The organism is Jatrophihabitans sp. YIM 134969, assembly GCF_054456675.1.
The window spans coordinates 39811-57609 of the sequence record NZ_JBTJEQ010000032.1; the positions used below are offsets into that span (position 1 = coordinate 39811).

General features: G+C 73.1%; 15 protein-coding genes, 1 tRNA gene and 1 other RNA gene. 13 read left to right on the forward strand and 4 right to left on the reverse strand.

Annotation, left to right across the window (positions count from 1 at the left end):
• Positions 1 to 177: 177 nt before the first annotated feature.
• The 7 genes from ACXR2U_RS16435 (at position 178) to ACXR2U_RS16465 (ending at position 8320) form a co-directional block, all read left to right on the forward strand.
• Complete coding sequence (locus ACXR2U_RS16435) at positions 178 to 1005, forward strand: SDR family NAD(P)-dependent oxidoreductase (RefSeq protein ID WP_458826144.1); 828 nt, start codon at positions 178 to 180, stop codon at positions 1003 to 1005.
• Positions 1005 to 1625, forward strand: a complete 621-nt coding sequence (locus ACXR2U_RS16440) for a 5-oxoprolinase subunit B family protein (protein WP_458826145.1) — start codon at positions 1005 to 1007, stop codon at positions 1623 to 1625. Before ACXR2U_RS16435 ends, ACXR2U_RS16440 begins: the two co-directional genes overlap by 1 nt.
• A complete protein-coding gene (locus ACXR2U_RS16445) occupies positions 1622 to 2494 on the forward strand; it encodes a 5-oxoprolinase subunit C family protein (RefSeq protein ID WP_458826146.1) in 873 nt (290 codons plus the stop codon). Before ACXR2U_RS16440 ends, ACXR2U_RS16445 begins: the two co-directional genes overlap by 4 nt.
• 60 nt (positions 2495 to 2554) lie before the next feature.
• Entirely contained in the window at positions 2555 to 3892 is a 1338-nt protein-coding gene (locus tag ACXR2U_RS16450; RefSeq protein WP_458826147.1) for a cytochrome P450, read from the forward strand.
• Between the two features lie 46 nt (positions 3893 to 3938).
• Positions 3939 to 5447 (forward strand): NADP-dependent phosphogluconate dehydrogenase, encoded by a 1509-nt coding sequence (gene gndA / locus ACXR2U_RS16455; protein ID WP_458826159.1) that lies wholly within the window; start codon positions 3939 to 3941, stop codon positions 5445 to 5447.
• 151 nt (positions 5448 to 5598) lie between these two features.
• Positions 5599 to 6105: a hemerythrin domain-containing protein gene (locus tag ACXR2U_RS16460; protein ID WP_458826148.1), complete on the forward strand. Its 507-nt coding sequence runs from the start codon at positions 5599 to 5601 to the stop codon at positions 6103 to 6105.
• 103 nt (positions 6106 to 6208) lie between these two features.
• On the forward strand, positions 6209 to 8320 hold the full coding sequence (locus ACXR2U_RS16465; RefSeq protein WP_458826149.1) for a choice-of-anchor D domain-containing protein: 2112 nt from the start codon (positions 6209 to 6211) through the stop codon (positions 8318 to 8320).
• Between the two features lie 37 nt (positions 8321 to 8357).
• Here ACXR2U_RS16465 and ACXR2U_RS16470 read toward each other — a convergent pair whose 3' ends face one another.
• Positions 8358 to 8846, reverse strand: a complete 489-nt coding sequence (locus tag ACXR2U_RS16470; protein ID WP_458826150.1) for a DNA-binding protein — start codon at positions 8844 to 8846, stop codon at positions 8358 to 8360.
• Between the two features lie 82 nt (positions 8847 to 8928).
• Here ACXR2U_RS16470 and ACXR2U_RS16475 point away from each other — a divergent pair, with 82 nt between their 5' ends.
• Complete coding sequence (locus ACXR2U_RS16475; protein ID WP_458826151.1) at positions 8929 to 10965, forward strand: vWA domain-containing protein; 2037 nt, start codon at positions 8929 to 8931, stop codon at positions 10963 to 10965.
• 12 nt (positions 10966 to 10977) lie between these two features.
• On the opposite strand, the gene ACXR2U_RS16480 is transcribed toward ACXR2U_RS16475, so the two are convergent.
• Together ACXR2U_RS16480 and ACXR2U_RS16485 are read right to left on the reverse strand one after the other, a co-directional pair.
• Positions 10978 to 12276: a serine/threonine-protein kinase gene (locus tag ACXR2U_RS16480; protein WP_458826152.1), complete on the reverse strand. Its 1299-nt coding sequence runs from the start codon at positions 12274 to 12276 to the stop codon at positions 10978 to 10980.
• Between the two features lie 87 nt (positions 12277 to 12363).
• Positions 12364 to 12449: transfer RNA gene (locus ACXR2U_RS16485), tRNA-Ser, on the reverse strand.
• Positions 12450 to 12517: 68 nt separating this feature from the next.
• On the opposite strand from ACXR2U_RS16485, the gene ffs reads away from it, so the two are divergent.
• Together ffs and ACXR2U_RS16495 are read left to right on the forward strand one after the other, a co-directional pair.
• Positions 12518 to 12614, forward strand: an RNA gene (gene ffs, locus ACXR2U_RS16490) — signal recognition particle sRNA small type.
• 74 nt (positions 12615 to 12688) lie between these two features.
• Positions 12689 to 14896, forward strand: coding sequence for a DNA polymerase III subunit gamma and tau (locus ACXR2U_RS16495; RefSeq protein ID WP_458826153.1), 2208 nt, complete (start codon positions 12689 to 12691; stop codon positions 14894 to 14896).
• A 14-nt stretch (positions 14897 to 14910) separates the two neighbouring features.
• On the opposite strand, the gene ACXR2U_RS16500 is transcribed toward ACXR2U_RS16495, so the two are convergent.
• Complete coding sequence (locus tag ACXR2U_RS16500) at positions 14911 to 15474, reverse strand: class I SAM-dependent methyltransferase (RefSeq protein WP_458826154.1); 564 nt, start codon at positions 15472 to 15474, stop codon at positions 14911 to 14913.
• A gap of 203 nt (positions 15475 to 15677) precedes the next feature.
• On the opposite strand from ACXR2U_RS16500, the gene ACXR2U_RS16505 reads away from it, so the two are divergent.
• The 3 genes from ACXR2U_RS16505 (at position 15678) to recR (ending at position 17666) form a co-directional block, all read left to right on the forward strand.
• Positions 15678 to 16505 (forward strand): GAF and ANTAR domain-containing protein, encoded by an 828-nt coding sequence (locus tag ACXR2U_RS16505; protein ID WP_458826155.1) that lies wholly within the window; start codon positions 15678 to 15680, stop codon positions 16503 to 16505.
• 163 nt (positions 16506 to 16668) lie between these two features.
• On the forward strand, positions 16669 to 17070 hold the full coding sequence (locus tag ACXR2U_RS16510; RefSeq protein ID WP_458826156.1) for a YbaB/EbfC family nucleoid-associated protein: 402 nt from the start codon (positions 16669 to 16671) through the stop codon (positions 17068 to 17070).
• On the forward strand, positions 17070 to 17666 hold the full coding sequence (recR, locus tag ACXR2U_RS16515; RefSeq protein WP_458826160.1) for a recombination mediator RecR: 597 nt from the start codon (positions 17070 to 17072) through the stop codon (positions 17664 to 17666). Before ACXR2U_RS16510 ends, recR begins: the two co-directional genes overlap by 1 nt.
• Positions 17667 to 17799: the final 133 nt, after the last annotated feature.

Here is a 17799-nt window from a genome sequence, read left to right on the forward strand (position 1 = left end):
GCGGGCGGTCGTTCGTGTTCGGGGTGGTGTGGTCGGTGGGCCGGGGGGGTGACGAAAGTCCGTCTTCCGGTCGTCCCGGGCCCTGCGGGCGGTGAAGGGCACGGGCGTGTCGGCGGGGCGGACGCCCCGCGCACTAGCCTGCGGGCGACTCGGTCACCGACACCGGAGAGGGCGGGCATGCGCGAGCCGCACGACGAACTGAGGGGCCGCACCGCGATCGTGACGGGCGCGGCGAACGGCATCGGGCGGGCGATCGTGCGGCGGTTCGCAGCCGAGGGGGCGAACGTCGTCATCGCCGACCTCGACGGGGACGGCGCGGCGAACGCCGCGGCCGAGCTCACGGCGGCGGGCGGGACGGCTGTGGCGGTGCCGGCCGACGTCGGGCGCGCCGAGGACGTCGACCGGGTGGTGCAGACGGCCGTCGACCGGTTCGGCACCGTCGACATCCTCGTGAACAACGCCGGCGACGTCGTCACGCTGCGGCACTTCCTCGACGGCGACGAGGACTGGTGGGACGCGATGATCCGCACCAACCTCAAGGGCCACTACCTGTTCATCGACCGGGTCGCGCCGATCATGGCCGCGGCCGGGCGGGGTGTCATCGTCAACATGAGCAGCGGCGGCGCGACCCGCTCGCACCGCGGGGCGGTCGGCTACGACGCGTCCAAGGGCGCGATCGAGGCCATGACCCGCAGCCTCGCGCTCGAGCTCGCGCCGTACGGGATCCGCGTGAACGCGCTGGTGCCGGGGCTCATCGCCACCCGCCCCGAGCACCTGGAGGGCGGCTCGAAGGAGCGCCGCGACGCCACCGTCCCGCTCGGCCGCGGCGGCTCACCCGACGACCTCGCCGGTCCCGCGCTGTTCCTCGTCTCGGACGACGCCGCGTACGTGACCGGGCACTGCCTGGTCGTCGACGGCGCGGTGCTCGTGCAGCAGCGACCGCCGCAGATCGAGGTCTTCGGCCTGGACCGGTTCCCGCGGATCCCGGGCAGCCGGCTGCCCTGATGGCCGTGGTCGGCGTGCGCAGCTACGGCGCCGAGGCCCTGCTGGTCGACGTCGACTCGGCCGCGGCGGTGACGGCGTTGCGCGCCCGGCTGACCGATGAGGCGGGCGTCGTCGAGACCATGCCCGGCCTGCAGACGGTGCTGGTCCGCTTCGACCCGGCGCGCGTCGACCCGACCGTGCTCGGCCACCGGCTCGTGGCCCTGGCGGCGTCGGCCGACGAGCTCCCGCCCCCGACCGCGGCCGAACCCCGGCTCGTGCGCGTCGCCTACGACGGCCCTGACCTCGACGACGTCTGCGGCTTCACGGGCCTCTCGGCGGACGACGTCGTCGCCGCGCACACCGCCCCGACCTACCGGGTCGCGCTCATCGGCATGGCGCCCGGCTTCTACTTCCTCGCCGGCGGCGACGACCGCCTGCAGGTGCCGCGCCGACCCTCGCCGCGGACCAAGGTGCCGCGCGGCGCCGTCGGCCTGGCCGGGGCGTTCACCGGCGTCTACCCCAAGCTCGGGCCGGGCGGCTGGCAGCTGATCGGCCGCGCCCTCGACGATCTCTGGCGAGCCGACCGGTACCCCGCGGCCGTGCTCGCGCCCGGCGACACCGTGCGGTTCGAGGCGGCGTGACCCTCGAGGTCGTCGAGGTCGGCGCCGGCGCCACCGTGCAGGACCTCGGCCGCACCGGCCACGCGGCGTGGGGCGTCGGCGGCGGGGGAGCGGCGGACCGGGCCGGCTTCCGTCTCGCCCAGCGACTCGTCGGCACCGCCGAGGACGCCGCCGCCTTCGAGGTGCTGTTCGGCGGCTTCGGGCTGCGGACGACGACCGGGGCGTGGGTGGCCGTCACGGGCGCACCCGTTCCGGTCGCGGTCGGGGAGCGGGTCGGACGGTTCGACGGGCCGCAGTGGGTGCCGGCCGGTGCGACGCTGCGACTCGGTCGACCTTCCGCCGGGTTGCGCATCTACGTCGCGGTGCGCGGCGGCCTCGACACCGAGGTCGTCCTGGGCTCGCGGTCGGTCGACGAGGCGAGCGGGATGGGGCGCGCGGTGCGGGCCGGCGACCGGTTCGAGGTCGGCCGGGCGGTCGTCGGTCCGCTCCTGGTTGACCTGGCGGCGGTCCGGCGGGCAGATCCGACCGTGCTGACCGGCGTGCTCGGCCCCCGCGACGAATGGTTCACGGCCGCGGCGCTCGAGGCGTTCGGTACCTCGGAGTTCACCGTCGAGCCGGAGTCGGACCGGGTGGGGGTGCGGCTGTCCGGGCCGTCGCTGGATCGGGCGGTGCGCCGGGAACTGCTGTCGGAGCCGACGATCCGCGGCGCGGTCGAGGTCCCGGCCGACGGACGTCCGATCGTGTTCGGTGCCGACCACCCGACGACCTGCGGGTACCCGGTCATCGCCGTGCTCGACCCGGAGAGCGTCGACGCCCTGGCCCAGTGCCGCCCGGGCGAGGTGGTGCGCTTCCGCGTGCGCCGGGCCGTCGTGCGGATCGGCGGGACCTGACCGCTTTACCTGCGACGCGCTGTCACGCTAGCCTTGTTGAACGCCGTTCAGGAGGCCGTCATGACCGACACCGTCGTCCCGATCCGTCGCACCACGCCTGCGACCCGCGAACCCGCGCTGCCGCCCGGCGCGCCGCTGCCCCGCCTGGTGCAGACCGTCGTGTTCGGGCGGTTCCGCCCCGCGTTCACCCGCTGGCTGCGCCGCCGCCACGGAGACGTGTACTCGATCCGGATCATGCCGGGGCGGGACTTCGTGGTCGTCGCCGATCCGGCGCTGGTCAAGACCGTCTTCACCGGCTCGACGTCGGTGCTGCACGCGGGCGAGGGCAACAACATCCTCGAACCCGCGATGGGCGACCGTTCGGTGCTGCTGGTCGACGAGGCCGACCACCTCCGCATCCGCAAACTGCTGATGCCCGCGTTCCACGGCGCACCGCTGAACGGGTACCGCGAGGTCGTCACGCGCGTGGCCAAGGAGAACGTCGAGCGGTGGCCGGTCGGCCGGACGTTCGCGGCGCACGACTTCACCACCGAGGTCACCCGCGACATCATCCTGACCGTCGTCTTCGGCGTCACCGATCCGGCCCGGCTCGCGGCGCTCACGCCGCCGGTCGACCGGATCGTCAACGCCTCGCTGCTCGTGACCCTCGGGCTGCAGTCGGCGAAGCTCAAGGTGCTGCCGCCGTGGCGGGGGTACGCGGGGGTGGCGGCCGAGCTCGACGAGCTGCTCTACGCCGAGATCGCCGAGCGGCGGACGGTGCCCGATCTCGCCGAACGCACCGACGTGCTCTCGCAGCTGATCCGGCAACGCGACGCGGGCGACGGGCTGTCGGACAAGGAGATCCGCGACAACCTCATCACGCTGCTGCTCGCAGGCCACGAGACCACCGCGACCTCGCTCGCCTGGACGTTCCACGAACTCGCCCGCCGCCCCGACGTCCAGGCCCGCGCGCGGCAGGCGGCCGACGAGGGCGACGACGCGTACCTCGAGGCCGTCCTCAAGGAGGCGTTGCGCGTGCGACCGGTGATCTGGGAGGTCGCCCGTCTGACGAAGGAACCGTTCCTGGTCGGCGAGCACCTCGTCCCCGCCGGCGTGCGGATCATGCCGGCGATCGGGCTGGTGCAGCTGGACCCCGAGAACTTCCCCGACCCCCACCGCTTCGACCCGTCGCGGTTCCTCGGTCAGAACCCCGCGCCGAACACCTGGATCCCGTTCGGCGGCGGCACCCGTCGGTGCCTGGGCGCGGCGTTCTCGCTGATGGAGTCGGTGATCATCCTGCGCGAGGCCCTGCTGCGGTACGAACTGACGGCCCCCGATCCGCGTCCGGAGGCGGCCCTGCCGCGCAACGTCACGCTGACGCCGGCGAAGGGGTGCCGGCTCGTCGCCCGCCGCCGCTGAAGGGGGGTCCGACCGGACCTGGTTCGCAGGTCGGTGGAAGGGCAGACTGGGTCGGGTGAGCACTCCTGACTCCTCCGCATCCACCGAGGGCACCGCCGACATCGGCGTGACCGGCCTCGCGACCATGGGCCGCAACCTCGCGCGCAACTTCGCGCGTCACGGTCACACCGTCGCCGTCCACAACCGTTCCCGCGCCAAGACCGACGACCTCGTCGCGAACTTCTCCGACGAGGGGACGTTCGTCCCGTCAGGCCCGATGAAGGACTTCGTCGCGTCACTGAAGAAGCCGCGCACCGCGATCATCATGGTCAAGGCCGGCGGCCCGACCGACGCCGTCATCGACGAACTGGCCGAGCTCATGGAGCCCGGCGACATCATCGTCGACGGCGGCAACGCCCACTTCCTCGACACCCGTCGACGCGAGAAAGCCCTACGTGACAAGGGTTTGAACTTCGTCGGCACCGGCGTCTCGGGCGGTGAAGAGGGAGCGTTGCACGGGCCATCGATCATGCCCGGCGGCTCCAAGGAGGGTTACGCGACGCTCGGCCCGCTGCTCGAGTCGATCTCCGCGCACGTCGACGGCGAACCGTGCTGCACCCACATCGGGCCCGACGGCGCCGGCCACTTCGTCAAGATGGTGCACAACGGCATCGAGTACTCCGACATGCAGCTGATCGCCGAGGCCTACGACCTGCTGCGGTCCGTCGGCGGTTACACCCCGGCCGAGATCGCGGGCGTGTTCGACGAGTGGAACAAGGGCGATCTCGAGAGCTACCTCATCGAGATCACCGCCGAGGTCCTCAAGCACACCGACGCCGAGACCGGCAAGCCGTTCGTCGACGTCGTGGTCGACCAGGCCGAGCAGAAGGGCACCGGCCGCTGGACGGTGCAGAGCGCGCTCGACCTCGGCATCCCCGTCACCGGAATCGCCGAGGCGACGTTCGCCCGCGCGCTGTCCGGCCACGCCGAGCAGCGGGAGGTCGCGGGTGAGCTGCCCGGCCCGGACGGCAGCGCGGTGTCGATCGACAGGGCGCAGTTCGCCGACGACGTCCGCTCCGCCCTCTACGCGTCGAAGATCGTGGCGTACGCGCAGGGCTTCGACCAGATCCTCGCTGGGAGCAAGGAGTACGACTGGGGCGTCGACCCCGGTGCCATCGCCAAGATCTGGCGCGGCGGCTGCATCATCCGGGCCCGCTTCCTCAACACCATCTCCGAGGCGTACGCGGAGAACCCCGAGCTGCGCTCTCTGCTCGTGGCGCCGGCGTTCGCCTCGGTCGTCTCCGACGCGAACGACGCCTGGCGCCGGGTCGTCGTCACCGCGACCCAGGCGGGCGTGCCGATCCCGGGCTTCTCCTCGGCGCTGTCGTACTACGACGCGCTGCGCCGCGACCGCCTGCCCGCCGCGCTCATCCAGGGCCTGCGCGACTACTTCGGCGCCCACACCTACCTCCGCGTCGACAAGGAGGGCGTCTTCCACACCCTCTGGGCCGAGGAGGGCCAGCGCGAGGTGCAGACCGACGCCGCCGACAGCGGGGAACCCGCCGGTCACCGCTGACCGCCCGTCACGTCCGCCACCTCGGCGAGTGGTCAGAAAGCCCCCCGAATGGTCAGCAGTTCGTGACCACTCGGGGGGAGAAGTGACCACTCGCCGGTGTGGGGGTGCCGACGTACGGGACGCCGCGGCCCGCACCGGGTAGGAGACGGGCATGGCAGCGGACATCGTCGACCTCATCTTCGAAGACCACACGTGGCTCCGGACCCACTTCTTCTACCTCGACTCGGCCAAGACCAAGGACGAGCTCACCGCGATCTGGGAGCCGCTCGCGACCCGGCTGGACACCCACGCCGACGCCGAGGAGACCGTGTTCTACCCGGCGCTGCTCAAGAAGGGGCACGAGGGCGACCCCGAGGACGAGACGGAAGACGCGATCGAGGACCACAACGCGATCCGCGACGCCGTGGCCGAGTCGCGCGAGCACGAGGTCGACAGCAAGGAGTGGTGGGACGCGGTCAACAAGGCCCGCCACGAGAACGGCGAGCACCTGGACGAGGAGGAGCGCGACGCGCTGACCGACTTCATCAAGTCCACGACGCCGGACCTGCGGCGCGACCTGGCCATGCAGTGGCTGAAGTTCTACCACCAGCACCCGGCGGGCAAGGGCGTCGACGAGAGCGACAAGGACGCCTCCACGTACATCGCCGAGAACAGCTGATCAGGGTCGTGTAAACCGGCCATCCGAGGTGTTTCCCACCTGTGAAGCGTGTTAGCTTCACGCGCCGCTCCTGCACGAGCGGCGTCAACCCTGGGAGCTCCTGTTGCGTCGTGCTGTCCTCGTCGGCCTGTCCGTCCTCGGTCTGATCGGAACGTTGGCCGTCGCGCCCGCGTCCGCCGCGCCGGTCACTGTCCCCACCCCGCTGTACTTCGCGCTCGGCGTCCAGGCCTCGGCCGGCGCTGACTCCGGGGGCGCGGCGGAATCAGGCGGTGCGGTCGAGGTGACCGGCGACGGTGTCGACAAGGTCGCCCTCGACGCCGACACGGCCCGCTTCACGTCATCCGGCGGCACGATCCGCCTGGACTTGTTCGCGCCGACCGGCACCTCTTGGGAGACCGGCCAGGTCCTCGCGGTGAGCACGAGCGGCGGGACCGACTCCGCCATCGTCCGGGTCGGGAACCTCCCGAACCGCGACTGCACCACGCTCGGGGCGAGTTCCGGTTCCGTCACCATCGTCGACGCGACCTACGACGGTGACGCGCTCACCGCGTTCGGCGCCGACCTGCAGGTCGCGTGTGGCTCGGACCAGTACTCGGCCTACGTGCGCTGGCACTCGCAGGTCGACTACGCGGGTCTGACGCTCACCGAGTCCGTGGCCTACCCGACCGTCTCGCTCGGGGCGTACACCGACCGCACGGTCACCCTCACGGCGACCGGCACCCAGCCGCTGCCGTTCATCGACGATGCGACCTTCGGCGGTGCCCAGCCGGAGGCGTTCAGCGTGGTCGGCAACGACTGCAAGCAGCAGGCGCTCGCGGCCGGAACGTCGTGCAGCATCGTGGTGCGGGCACGCCCGCTCGTCGCCGGCAACTCGACCGGCACGTTGGTCCTCGTCCACGACACGGCGACCCCGTGGGAGGTCGCGCTCAGCGCCGGCGCGACCGACGTCGCCGAGGGCACGTACCGGACCTTCGGCCCGACCCGCCTGCTCGACACCCGCAGCGGCCTCGGCGGCCACCGCGGCCCGCTGCCCTCCGGCGGGATCCTGCACCTCGTCGTCACCCGGTCGCCCGCGACCGTGAGCGCCGTGGTCCTCAACCTCACCGTCGACCGCCCGAGCAAGCCCGGGTACCTCACCGCCTACCCCACCGGCAAGGCGCGGCCGACCACCTCGAGCATCAACTTCCCGGCCGGCTGGCAGGGCGCGAACCTCGTGACCGTCCCGGTCGGTGCGGGCGGCCAGATCGACATCTACAACTACCTCGGCAACACCTCGGTCATCGCCGACATCGTCGGCTACTACGCGAAGGGCACCGCGGCGCGGTCCACCGGTGGCGGCTACCACCCGACACTGGTCGAGCGCCTGCTCGACACCCGCACCTGGGGCTACGGCAAGCTCCCCGCCGGTGCGTGGGTCTCGATCCCCGTCTCGTACAAGAACGACGACGAGAACATCGCGGCCATGTCGGTGACGGTCACCGCGGTCCGCCCGACGACCCAGGGCTACCTCACGACCTGGAACAACGGCCCGTCGATCCCCAAGACGTCGACGTTGAACTTCAACCGGGCCAGCGGGGTCATCTCCAACGCGGCGATCGTCCCGGCCGGTTACAACGACAGCTCCTGCCCGCAGTGCGCCTGGATCGCGGTGCGCAACGTGTCCTCCGCGCCGATCGACCTCGTCGTCGACATCAACGGGTTCTTCGACCACGGCGGGCTCGTGGCGAACTACCGGTACCGGCCGCTGGCCTCGCCGACCCGCATCGTCGACTCCCGTTCAGGACTCGGCACGACGCCGTTCGGCCCCGGCACCACCCACACCGTCACCGCCCCGACCAGCGTGGCGGGCTACGACACGGTCGCGCTGGACAGCAACGTCACCGCGGTCGCGCCGTCGTTACCGACCTACGTGACGGTCTGGCCGACCTACGACGACTACCCGCGCCCGGTCGCGTCGCTGCTCAACCCGAACGCCAAGCAGACGATCGCGAACCACGCCATCGCCGAGGTCGGGTACAGCAACCGGTTCAACCTGTTCAACGCGGCCGGGACGAACAACCTGTTGGTCGACGTGTCCGGGACCTTCGAGCTCTACCCGCACACCCCGGCCGACCAGCTCCCGCGCGGCAAGAACGGAGCGGTGGTCGAGCGTCCGGCCGCCCAGGCCGCGGGCGGCAACACCGCCGGGATCCGGCCGTCGGCCCACTCCGGCTGAAGCCGTCGGCCCAGCTGGAGCCGTCGGCCGGACCGGGTCAGACCGGTCCGGCTGACGGCGCCCCGGCCACTGCCGCGCCGCGCTGCAGGACGCCCGCGAGGCGCGGCTCGGGGCACCGGGCGGCGAGGTCGAGCAACACCGTCGCCGGGGCGAGCTGCGCCAGGGCCGTGGCGAGCGCGTCGAGGTCGACGTCGGGTCCGCTCGAGCGGGTCGTGAGCGACGGCTGCGACGCGGCCACCTCGGCCAGGCCGGCGGTCCGGGCCGCGGGGTCCCCGTTCGCGACCTCCGGGCGCCGGGCGAGCTCGTCGAGCCGCAGCAACCGCCCGTAGACGGCCGGGTTGCTGATCTTCACCCGGCGCCCGCTCGCCAGCTGGCTGAGCATGGGCGCGCTCAGGCCGATGACCTCGGCGAGGCGGGACTGGGGTATGCCGAACGCCGTCAGCACCCGGCCGAAGACCTGGGCGAGCGGCTCGCCGTAGAGCCGGATCTGTTCGGCCACGGCGTCGTTCGGTTGGGGAGGGTTCACCATCGCTCGTCCTTGCGTCCGGAATTCGCGAGTGCAAACATCGAGTCATCGGTTTGCACCTGCAAAGACTAGGGGAGACGTCATGACACGCACCACCCACCGCCGTCGGGGCTGGCGGGCCGTTGCGCTCACCGCCGCGGCGTTCGCCGCACTCGGCGCCGTGTTCGCCGGGCCCGTCGGACCGGCCGCCGCCACCGAGGGATCCGGCGCTCCGGCAACCGGCGAGACCCTCGCCCCCGTGATGATCGTGCTCGACGCGTCCGGGTCGATGAACCAGACCGACGCCCCCGGCTCGCGGATCGACGCCGCCAAGACGGCCGTGCGCAACCTGGTCGACGGCCTGCCGACCGACGCCCGGGTCGGCCTGACCGTCTACGGCACCCACACCGGGTCCTCGAACGCGGAGAAGACCGCCGGCTGCAAGGACATCTCGCAGCTGGCGGCCGTCGGCCGGGTCGACAAGGCCGCGCTCACCACGGCCGTCGACGGCATCCAGGCCAAGGGCTACACGCCCATCGGTGCGTCGTTGCAGAAGGCCGCCGCGGCGCTGCCCGCCGAGGGGCCGCGCTCGATCGTGCTGGTCTCCGACGGTGAGGACACCTGCTCCCCGCCGCCGCCGTGCGACGTCGCGCAGCAGCTCAAGCAGCAGGGTGTGGACCTGATCGTCCACACCGTCGGGTTCAAGGTCGACGCCGCGGCCCGGGCGCAGCTATCCTGCATCGCCCAGGCGACCGGTGGCACCTACTCCGACGCGTCCGACGCCGGCAGCCTCGGCACCAGCCTGGAGACGCAGGTGACGCGCGGGCTCGAGCCGTACGACGTCACCGGCGATGTCGTCGTCGGCAGCGCCGGCCCCGGTGGCGCACCGGAGCTCGCTCCCGGTCAGTACCAGGACACGCTGGCCAACGGCGGCGACGACTACGGGCGTTCCGGGCCCGGCAAGTACTACGCCGTGGACCTGCACGAGGGGGAGACGCCGTACCTGTCGGCCACGATCGTGCCGGCGGCGACGCCCAGTGACTCCGCCATCGTCAGTCAGATGCTGCTCACCGCCACGTTGACCGCCGGCGCGGCGGACACCAGTGGCTGCTTGATCCGCCGTGACACGCAGAGCGTGTCCGCGCTGCGCAAGTTCCTCACCACCTCGATCGTGGTGGCGCCCGGTGAGGTGGGCGGCCCCGACTGGCCTTCCGGCTGCCCGACCGAGGGCACGTTCTTCTTCTTCGTGACCCGCAACTTCGGCGGGGCGGACCCGTTGCCGATGGAGATCGCCTACCGGTCCGAGCCCGCGGCCGACACCGCCGGCCTGCCCGAGCCCGCCACCGAGCGGACCTCGCCGCCGCTGCCGACCCCGAGCCAGGACGTGCAGGAGGTGACGGGTGGGTCGAGTTTCAACTCGGCCGTGCCGATCGAACCGGGCCGGACCGTCTCCGACACCATCGTGTTCGGCGAGGACCGCTACTTCAAGGTCCACCTCGACTGGGGCCAGCAGCTCGCGTTCCGCTTCGACACCCAGAAGGTCCCGGGCATCTCCCAACTCGGCGGGGTGCAGAGCCGGGTGTACGCGGCGAGCCCGGTGCGGCAGGAGCTCGGCGACGTGACCGTCGGCTCTGCGGTAGCTCTGCCGTTCCTGGGCGGCCTCGCGGGACAACTTGCCGGGTCGACCGCGTACCCGGTGCGGTGGACCAACCGGGACTCCAACGACAGCCTGATCCAGCCGTACGCGATCGACGGTGACTACTACCTCATCTTCTCGGCGGGCTACGACGCTGACGGGACGAAGACGGCCGTGCCCTACACGCTGACCGTCGACGTGACCGGCGCCAAGGAGAAGGGGCCGGTCTACGGCGCCTCGGAGCAGCCGACGCAGGGTCCGACCGACGATCCTTCCGGTGCACAGAGCAACGGTTCGTCGACCGTTGCTGGTGACAACGATCGCGAGGTCGCGGCCGAGTCGACGTCGTGGTCGACCCAGCGCACGACGCTCGTGGGCGGGTCGGTCGGGGTGGCCGTGCTCGCCGCGATCGTGCTCGGGTGGTTGCTGCTCGGTCGCCGTCGCGCGCCCCGGCCGGCGAGCCCGCCGATCATGCCGCCGCCCGGGGGCATCAACCGGGACTGACCGCCCGGGCGTTCAGCGCCAGACGTAGCCGTCACCGGTGGCCGTGCACGTGACCCGTGCACCGCCGCTGGTGACGGCGTCGTCGTTCTGCTGCTGCCACGAACACGTCGACCCGGCCGAGACGACCAGGGTGGTGCCGCTCGTGGACGGGCCGGGCGTCGGGCCGCCGGTGCCGCCGCCGGAGCTGCCGCCCGCGGTGACGGCCGCGGTGACGGCGGTGGCGACGGCCGCCACGAGCACGGCCGCGGCGATGCCGACGCCCCACGGCCGTCGTCGACGAGGGGTACGGGTGCGGTCCAGCGGCACCGGGGCCGCCGGGGCAGCTGGAGTCGGCGGTGTGGGCGCGGCTCGGACGGCGTCCGGCTCCGGCGCGATGCCCGTGGCCCGGGAACGGGGCGGCAGCAGCGCGGCCGGCGTGGTGGCGGGGGAGTCGTCGCCGAGGTGGGTCAGCTGGTCGAGGATGTCGACCGGCTCGCCCTCGGCCGTCCGGGGCACCGGGTCGCCGTGGGCGGGAGCCAGCAGGGCGAGGGCGGCCGCGGCGTCGGCCGGGCGGGCGTCGGGATCGGCGTCGGTGAGCGCGGCCAGGGTGTGGCGCAGGGCCGGGTCGCGGATGCGACCGAGCCAGATCTCGCGGGGGATGCCGTCGGGCTGCACGCCCGTGAGCAGCGATCCCGCGAGCTGGCCGAGGGCGTAGAGGTCCTGCGGCGGACCGGGTGGGACCTCGGGGCGGAAGACCTCGGGAGCGAGGTACCCGGGCGTGCCGATGACCGTCCCGTGTTCGGTCAGCCGGGCGTCGTCGGGGCGCAGCGCGAGACCGAAGTCGGCGAGCGAGGCGTCGAGCGGTCCGGTGCCGGTGGCGTGGAGCAGGACGTTGGCGGGCTTGACGTCGCGGTGGACGAAGCCGACGTCGTGCACGTGGCCGAGCGCGACCAGCAGTTGCCGCACCACCTCGACCACGGTCGGCTCGGCGAGCGGCCCCCAGTCGCCGGACAGCGTGGCGAGGCTCCCGCCCGAGACGAGTTCGCTGGCGATGACGACGTGTTCGTCCTCCGCGGCCCACGAGTACGGGGTCAGCACGTGCGGGTGACGCAGCCGCACCGCCTGCTCCCGGGCGAAGCGCAGCAGGTCCCCGCCGTCACGCCGGCGCATCACCTTGGCGGCGCACGGCTTGTCGAGCTTGAGGTCGCGGGCGGTCCAGACCGTCCCGGAACCGCCGCTCGCGATCGGCTGCTCGAGGGCGAACCGGCCGGCGACGACGTCGGTGCGGTGTCCGAGCGGCGCCGTGGGCCGGTCGCCGCGCGGAGTCGTCACGCGGGTCATGGTCTCATCCACGGCCGGACCCGGCCCGGAGACGGGACTGCGCGCGACCGTGGCGAGACGGTCGCGCGCAGCTCCGGGCGGAGGATGGGGGATTCGAACCCCCGACGGGTTTCCCCGAACACGATTTCCAATCGTGCGCCCTAGGCCAACTAGGCGAATCCTCCGCCGGACAGCATAGAGAGCCGTCTCCGGCGGGTTCGGGCCCGGCCCACCGCGCCCGCTAGACTCAGGCCTCGGCTCCCCGCGCGGCGTCCATCCTCTGAACCTCCCCAGGGCCGGAAGGCAGCAAGGATAAGGCGGCTCTGACGGGTGCGCGGGGGGTCCTCTCCCCTTCTGGCCGAGCCCGGCAGGCCCCTGTCGGAGCCCGCCGAGACTGTCGGAGCCCGGCGCTACCCTCGCTCCCGTGACGACCCCGGCCGGCCCAGCAGCGGGGCTCGCGCTCTACCGCAAGTACCGGTCCGCGACCTTCGCCGAACTCATCGGCCAGGAGCACGTCACCCGTCCGCTCTCGACCGCGCTGGACCACGGCCGCATCAACCACGCCTACCTGTTCTCCGGCCCGCGCGGCTGCGGCAAGACGTCGTCGGCGCGCATCCTCGCCCGGTCGCTCAACTGCGTGCAGGGCCCGACCTCGACGCCCTGCGGGGTCTGCGACAGCTGCGTCGAACTCGCCCCGAACGGGCCGGGCTCCATCGACGTCATCGAGATCGACGCCGCGAGCCACAACGGCGTCGACGACGCCCGTGACCTCCGCGAGCGGGCCTGGTACGCCCCGGTGCGCGACCGGTACAAGGTCTACATCGTCGACGAGGCCCACATGGTCACGACGGCGGCGTTCAACGCGCTGCTCAAGCTCGTCGAGGAACCGCCGGACTTCCTGGTGTTCGTCTTCGCCACCACCGAGCCGGACAAGGTGCTGCAGACCATCCGGTCACGCACCCACCACTACCCGTTCCGGCTGGTGCCGCCGAGCATCCTGCGCGGGCACCTCGAGGCGATCTGCGCCCGCGAGGGCGTCACCGTCGAACCGACCGTCCTGCCGCTGGTGACCCGCGCCGGGGGCGGCAGCGTCCGTGACTCGCTGTCGATCCTCGACCAGTTGCTCGCCGGGTCCGGTGACGACGGCCTGCTCTACCGCGACGCGATCGGCCTGCTCGGGGTCACCGACAGCGCCCTGCTCGACACCGTGGTCGACGCCCTCGCCGCGGGCGACTCCGCCGGGGTGTTCGGCGCGGTCGACCAGGTCGTCGAGGCCGGGCACGACCCGCGCCGGTTCGCCGCCGACCTGCTCGACCGCTTCCGCGACCTGGTCATCCTCGACGCCGTCCCGAACGCCGGCGAGAGCGGCCTGCTCGACGTCCCGGCCGACATCCTGGAACGGATGTCGGACCAGGGTCGGAGGCTGGGTCGGGCGAGCGTCACCCGGTTCGCCGAGATCGTCCACCAGGCGCTTGTCGACATGCGTGGCACGACCGCTCCGCGCCTGGTGCTCGAACTGGTCTGCGCCCGGATGCTGCTGCCGGACGCCGCCTCCGACGCCGCCGCCCTGCTGCAGCGGGTCGAGGCCCTGGAGCGTCGGGCCTCGATGTCGGGATCGGCTGCGGCTGCCCCGGCCGCCCCGGCCGCCGCCGCCCCGCGTTCAGCTGAACGCACTGCGGAACCGGCGGCGGCGAGCAGCCCGCCGCGTTCACGTGAACGCGCTCCGGAGCCTCCTGCCCCGAGCCCCGCGCCCCGTCCAGCTGACCGCGCCCCCGAACCGAAGCCGGCGGATGCCTCGCCGCGTTCACGTGAACGCGCTCCGGAACCCGGCGCCGCGAGTACACCGCCACGTCCGGCTGAACGCGCTCCGGAACCCGGCGCCGCGAGCACCCCGCCACGTTCAGCTGAACGCGCCCCGGAGGCGAAGCCGGCGAGCGCCCCGCCGCGTCCGGCCGAACGCACCCCTGGACGCACCCCCGAACGCACCGACCCACCGGGCGCCGCCGAGCCGGTCACGGTGACCGGCCCGAGCGCCGCGGCCGACGCCGCGCCGGTGCGGCAGGTCCCGGCCGCGGACGGTCTCGACGCCAACCGGGTCCGCGAGCTGTGGGAGAACAGCATCCGCGACTCGATCCCGTCGCGCCGGACCCGCGCGCTGTTGCACGACGCCCAGGTCCTCGGGGTCGACGGCAGCTCCCTCACGTTGTCGATGCCGCACGCCCCGCTGGCCAAGATGCTGTCCGAGGAGAGCAACCTCGGACCGATCCGGGCCGCCCTGCAGCAGGCGTTGGGCGGGACCTGGAAGGTCGAGGTGGTGGTCGGCGGCGCGGTGAACTCGACCCCGGTCGTGGAGCCACCGGTCGGGTCCGGCAGTGCCAGCACCTGGTCCGGGGGCGCGAACGACCGTCCGGCCCGCAAGCCCGCGACCCCCGACCAGGTGGCCGGGGAACCGCCCGCCGACCCACCGCCGCCGGACCCGATGGACTCCCTCGACCCGCGCGACAACAGCGAACCGCTCGGCGATCCCGACCCGGCCACGGGCCGGCGAGCGCATGATCCGGAGATCGCGGCGATCGACCTGCTGCGCAACCAGCTCGGCGCGAAACCGGTCGACCCCTCCCTCGGCCAGTAGGGCGCCGGGCCGGGTCAGGAGGCGAGTCGCTCGAAGACGTCGATACGCAGGTCCTGGTCGGAGTAGCCGCCGGTGCGCAGCACACCGCGCAGGCCGAACAGCCGGGCGTGGACGTCGTCGCCGCCGCCGGGGTAGATCGCGGTGGGTGTGCGACGGTGCACCGCGACCAGCACGCCGCCCGGGACGAGCGTCTTCGCGCAGTGCTCCATGACCTGGTCCAGCTCGTCCGGCGCCAGGAAACAGCCGACCTCGCTGATGAGGATGAGGTCGGCGGTGCCGTCCGGCCAGGCGTGCGGCAACGCGGCCTGGGCGACCGAGACGTGTCCGGCGTCGGCCAACCGGGCGGCCGCGGCGGCCGCGGCGGCGGGGTCGGAGTCCCAGCACACGACCTCGTCGCACCGGGTGGCGAGCAGCGCGGTCAACCGGCCGTCGCCGCAGCCGGGCTCGAAGGCCCGGTGGTAACGACGCGACGGCAGGACGGCGACCGTGAGGTCGCGCTTGTGCTGGCCGTACCAGCCGTCACCGTCGTCGGGGTCCAGGCCCGGGGGTGTGGTGTCGTGCACGAGGTCGTCGGACACTGCGTCGTGCCCTCCTTGCGAGGTGTGATCATCTCCGCGGAACGGGCTCTGATCCGAACCCCCGAGCTCTTCCCGTGTACCCGGGACCAGCGACGGCGTCACCCGGTGGCACCAGCGTGGCGTGACGACCTGGGATCAGGGTATGTAGGAGCACGGGTCCGATCCAGCGCCCGCTCGCCGGAGACCGGAAGAGGTACACAGCCATGACCACGTCCGACATGGGCCCTGACACGGCGGAGCGGGAGTACACGGTCCCGGCCGACGCCGCCGAGTTCGCGCAGCTCGCCTCGCACCTCGAACTCCAGGAGGCCCTGGTCGCGCTGGGCACCCTGTTGCTGTCCACGCCGTCGCTCGAGGCGTACCTGGTCCGCGTCGCCGACCTCGCCGTCCAGGTGTTCGACCCGCCGGCCACCTGCGGCGTGTCCCTGTACGTCGACGACACCCCGGTCACGGTCGCCGCGAGCGGCCTGGTCGCGGGGCAGGTGGAGGAGACCCAGTACGCGGCGGGTGAGGGCCCGTGCCTGCACACCATGCGCACCGGCGAGACGGTCGACGTGCCCGACCTCGCGGCCGACAGCCGGTGGCCCGCCTACCGGACCCACGCCATGGCGCTCGGCCTCGGCTCCTGCCACACCGTCCCGCTCAGCGACGGTGTCCGCACGGTCGGCGCGCTCAACGTCCACGCCGCGACCGTCCACGCGTTCGACGACGACACCCGCCGCGCCCTGCGGCTGTTCGCGGCCCAGACCTCGGCCGCGCTGGAGTTGCTGCGCCGGGAGGCCCAGCAGCGCAAGCTCGGCGAACAGCTCCAGGAGGCCCTCGCCTCGCGGGCGGTGATCGACCAGGCCATGGGGATCGTCATGGCCACCCGCCGGTGCACGGCCGAGGACGCGTTCGCGTTCCTGCGCCGCACCTCGCAGAACGCCAACCGCAAGCTGCGCGACGTCGCCACCGACCTGGTCGGCGCGGTCGCGGAGGGCCGGGGCCCGGGGCCGACCTCCGAGGTCTCCCGGTCCGGCGCTCGCCGATGACCCCACGTGCGGGACACCTCCGCCGGACCTGACGACGCCCCCGTCTGGGAGGGCGGACTGTCAGGACCGCCGGTTACGCTGAGCCGATCAGATCAGGGCGTGCGCCAGGCCGCCCACCGGCCGGCGTCGCGAGGCGCCCCGAGCTGACGGAGACCGAGTCGGCGTGAGTCCGCAGAGCAAGAACCGCAAGGGTGCACGGAGCAGCTCTGGTGGGCACCGCGGCGGTGGCGGTCGCCCCGGCGGCTTCGGCGGCGGACCGCCCAACGTCCAGCAGCTCATGCTGCAGGCGCAGCGGATGCAGGCGCAGATGGACGAGGCGCAGGCCGAGCTGGCCGACCAGGAGGTCACCGGCACCGCGGGCGGCGGCATGGTCACCGCGACCATGACCGGCGCGGGCGAGCTCACCGCCCTGGTGATCGACCCCCGCGCCGTCGACCCCGAGGACGTCGAGACCCTGCAGGACCTCGTCGTGGCCGCGGTGCGCGACGCCGCACGGGCGGCCACGGAGCTGTCCGAGGAGACGATGGCCCCGATCAGCGGTGGCGCGGGCCTCCCGGGCCTGTGATCTACGAAGGCGCGGTCCAGGACCTCATCGACGAACTCGGCAAGCTCCCGGGGGTCGGCCCCAAGAGCGCCCAGCGGATCGCGTTCCACCTGCTGGCCACCGAGTCCGCCGACGTCGAGCGGCTCGCGTCGACCCTGCGTCGGGTCAAGTCCGAGGTGAAGTTCTGCAGCATCTGCGGCAACGTCGCCGAGGGTGAGCAGTGCCGGATCTGCCGCGACCCCCGCCGCGACCCCGCGCTCATCTGCGTGGTCGAGGAGCCCAAGGACGTCCTCGCCGTCGAACGCACGCGGGAGTTCCGCGGCCGGTACCACGTGCTGGGCGGCGCGATCAGCCCGATCGACGGCGTCGGCCCCGACGACCTGCGCATCCGGGAGCTGCTCGCACGGCTCGCCGACGGCGCCGTCACCGAGGTCATCCTCGCCACCGACCCCAACCTCGAGGGCGAGGCCACGGCGACCTACCTCGCGCGCGTGCTCGGCCCCCTCGGGCTCACCGTCACCCGGCTCGCGAGCGGTCTGCCGGTCGGCGGCGACCTCGAGTACGCCGACGAGGTGACCCTCGGACGGGCGTTCTCCGGCCGTCGCCGGCTGGACTGAGCCCAGCCCCGTGTCGACCTCCGAGACCAGCTGGCCGGCGCCGCCGCTGCAGCCGGACCCGACCCGCCCGCCGGGGCCGCCACCGTTCTGGGCCTACACCCCGCCGCCGCCGCCCCGGGCCCGCTGGCGCCGG

Coding starts and splice junctions, on each gene's coding strand:
- ACXR2U_RS16505 (WP_458826155.1), top strand. CDS start 15,678: ATGACCACGTCCGACATGGGCCCTGACACGGCGGAGCGGGAGTACACG.
- ACXR2U_RS16450 (WP_458826147.1), top strand. CDS start 2,555: ATGACCGACACCGTCGTCCCGATCCGTCGCACCACGCCTGCGACCCGC.
- ACXR2U_RS16460 (WP_458826148.1), top strand. CDS start 5,599: ATGGCAGCGGACATCGTCGACCTCATCTTCGAAGACCACACGTGGCTC.
- ACXR2U_RS16475 (WP_458826151.1), top strand. CDS start 8,929: ATGACACGCACCACCCACCGCCGTCGGGGCTGGCGGGCCGTTGCGCTC.
- ACXR2U_RS16435 (WP_458826144.1), top strand. CDS start 178: ATGCGCGAGCCGCACGACGAACTGAGGGGCCGCACCGCGATCGTGACG.
- ACXR2U_RS16440 (WP_458826145.1), top strand. CDS start 1,005: ATGGCCGTGGTCGGCGTGCGCAGCTACGGCGCCGAGGCCCTGCTGGTC.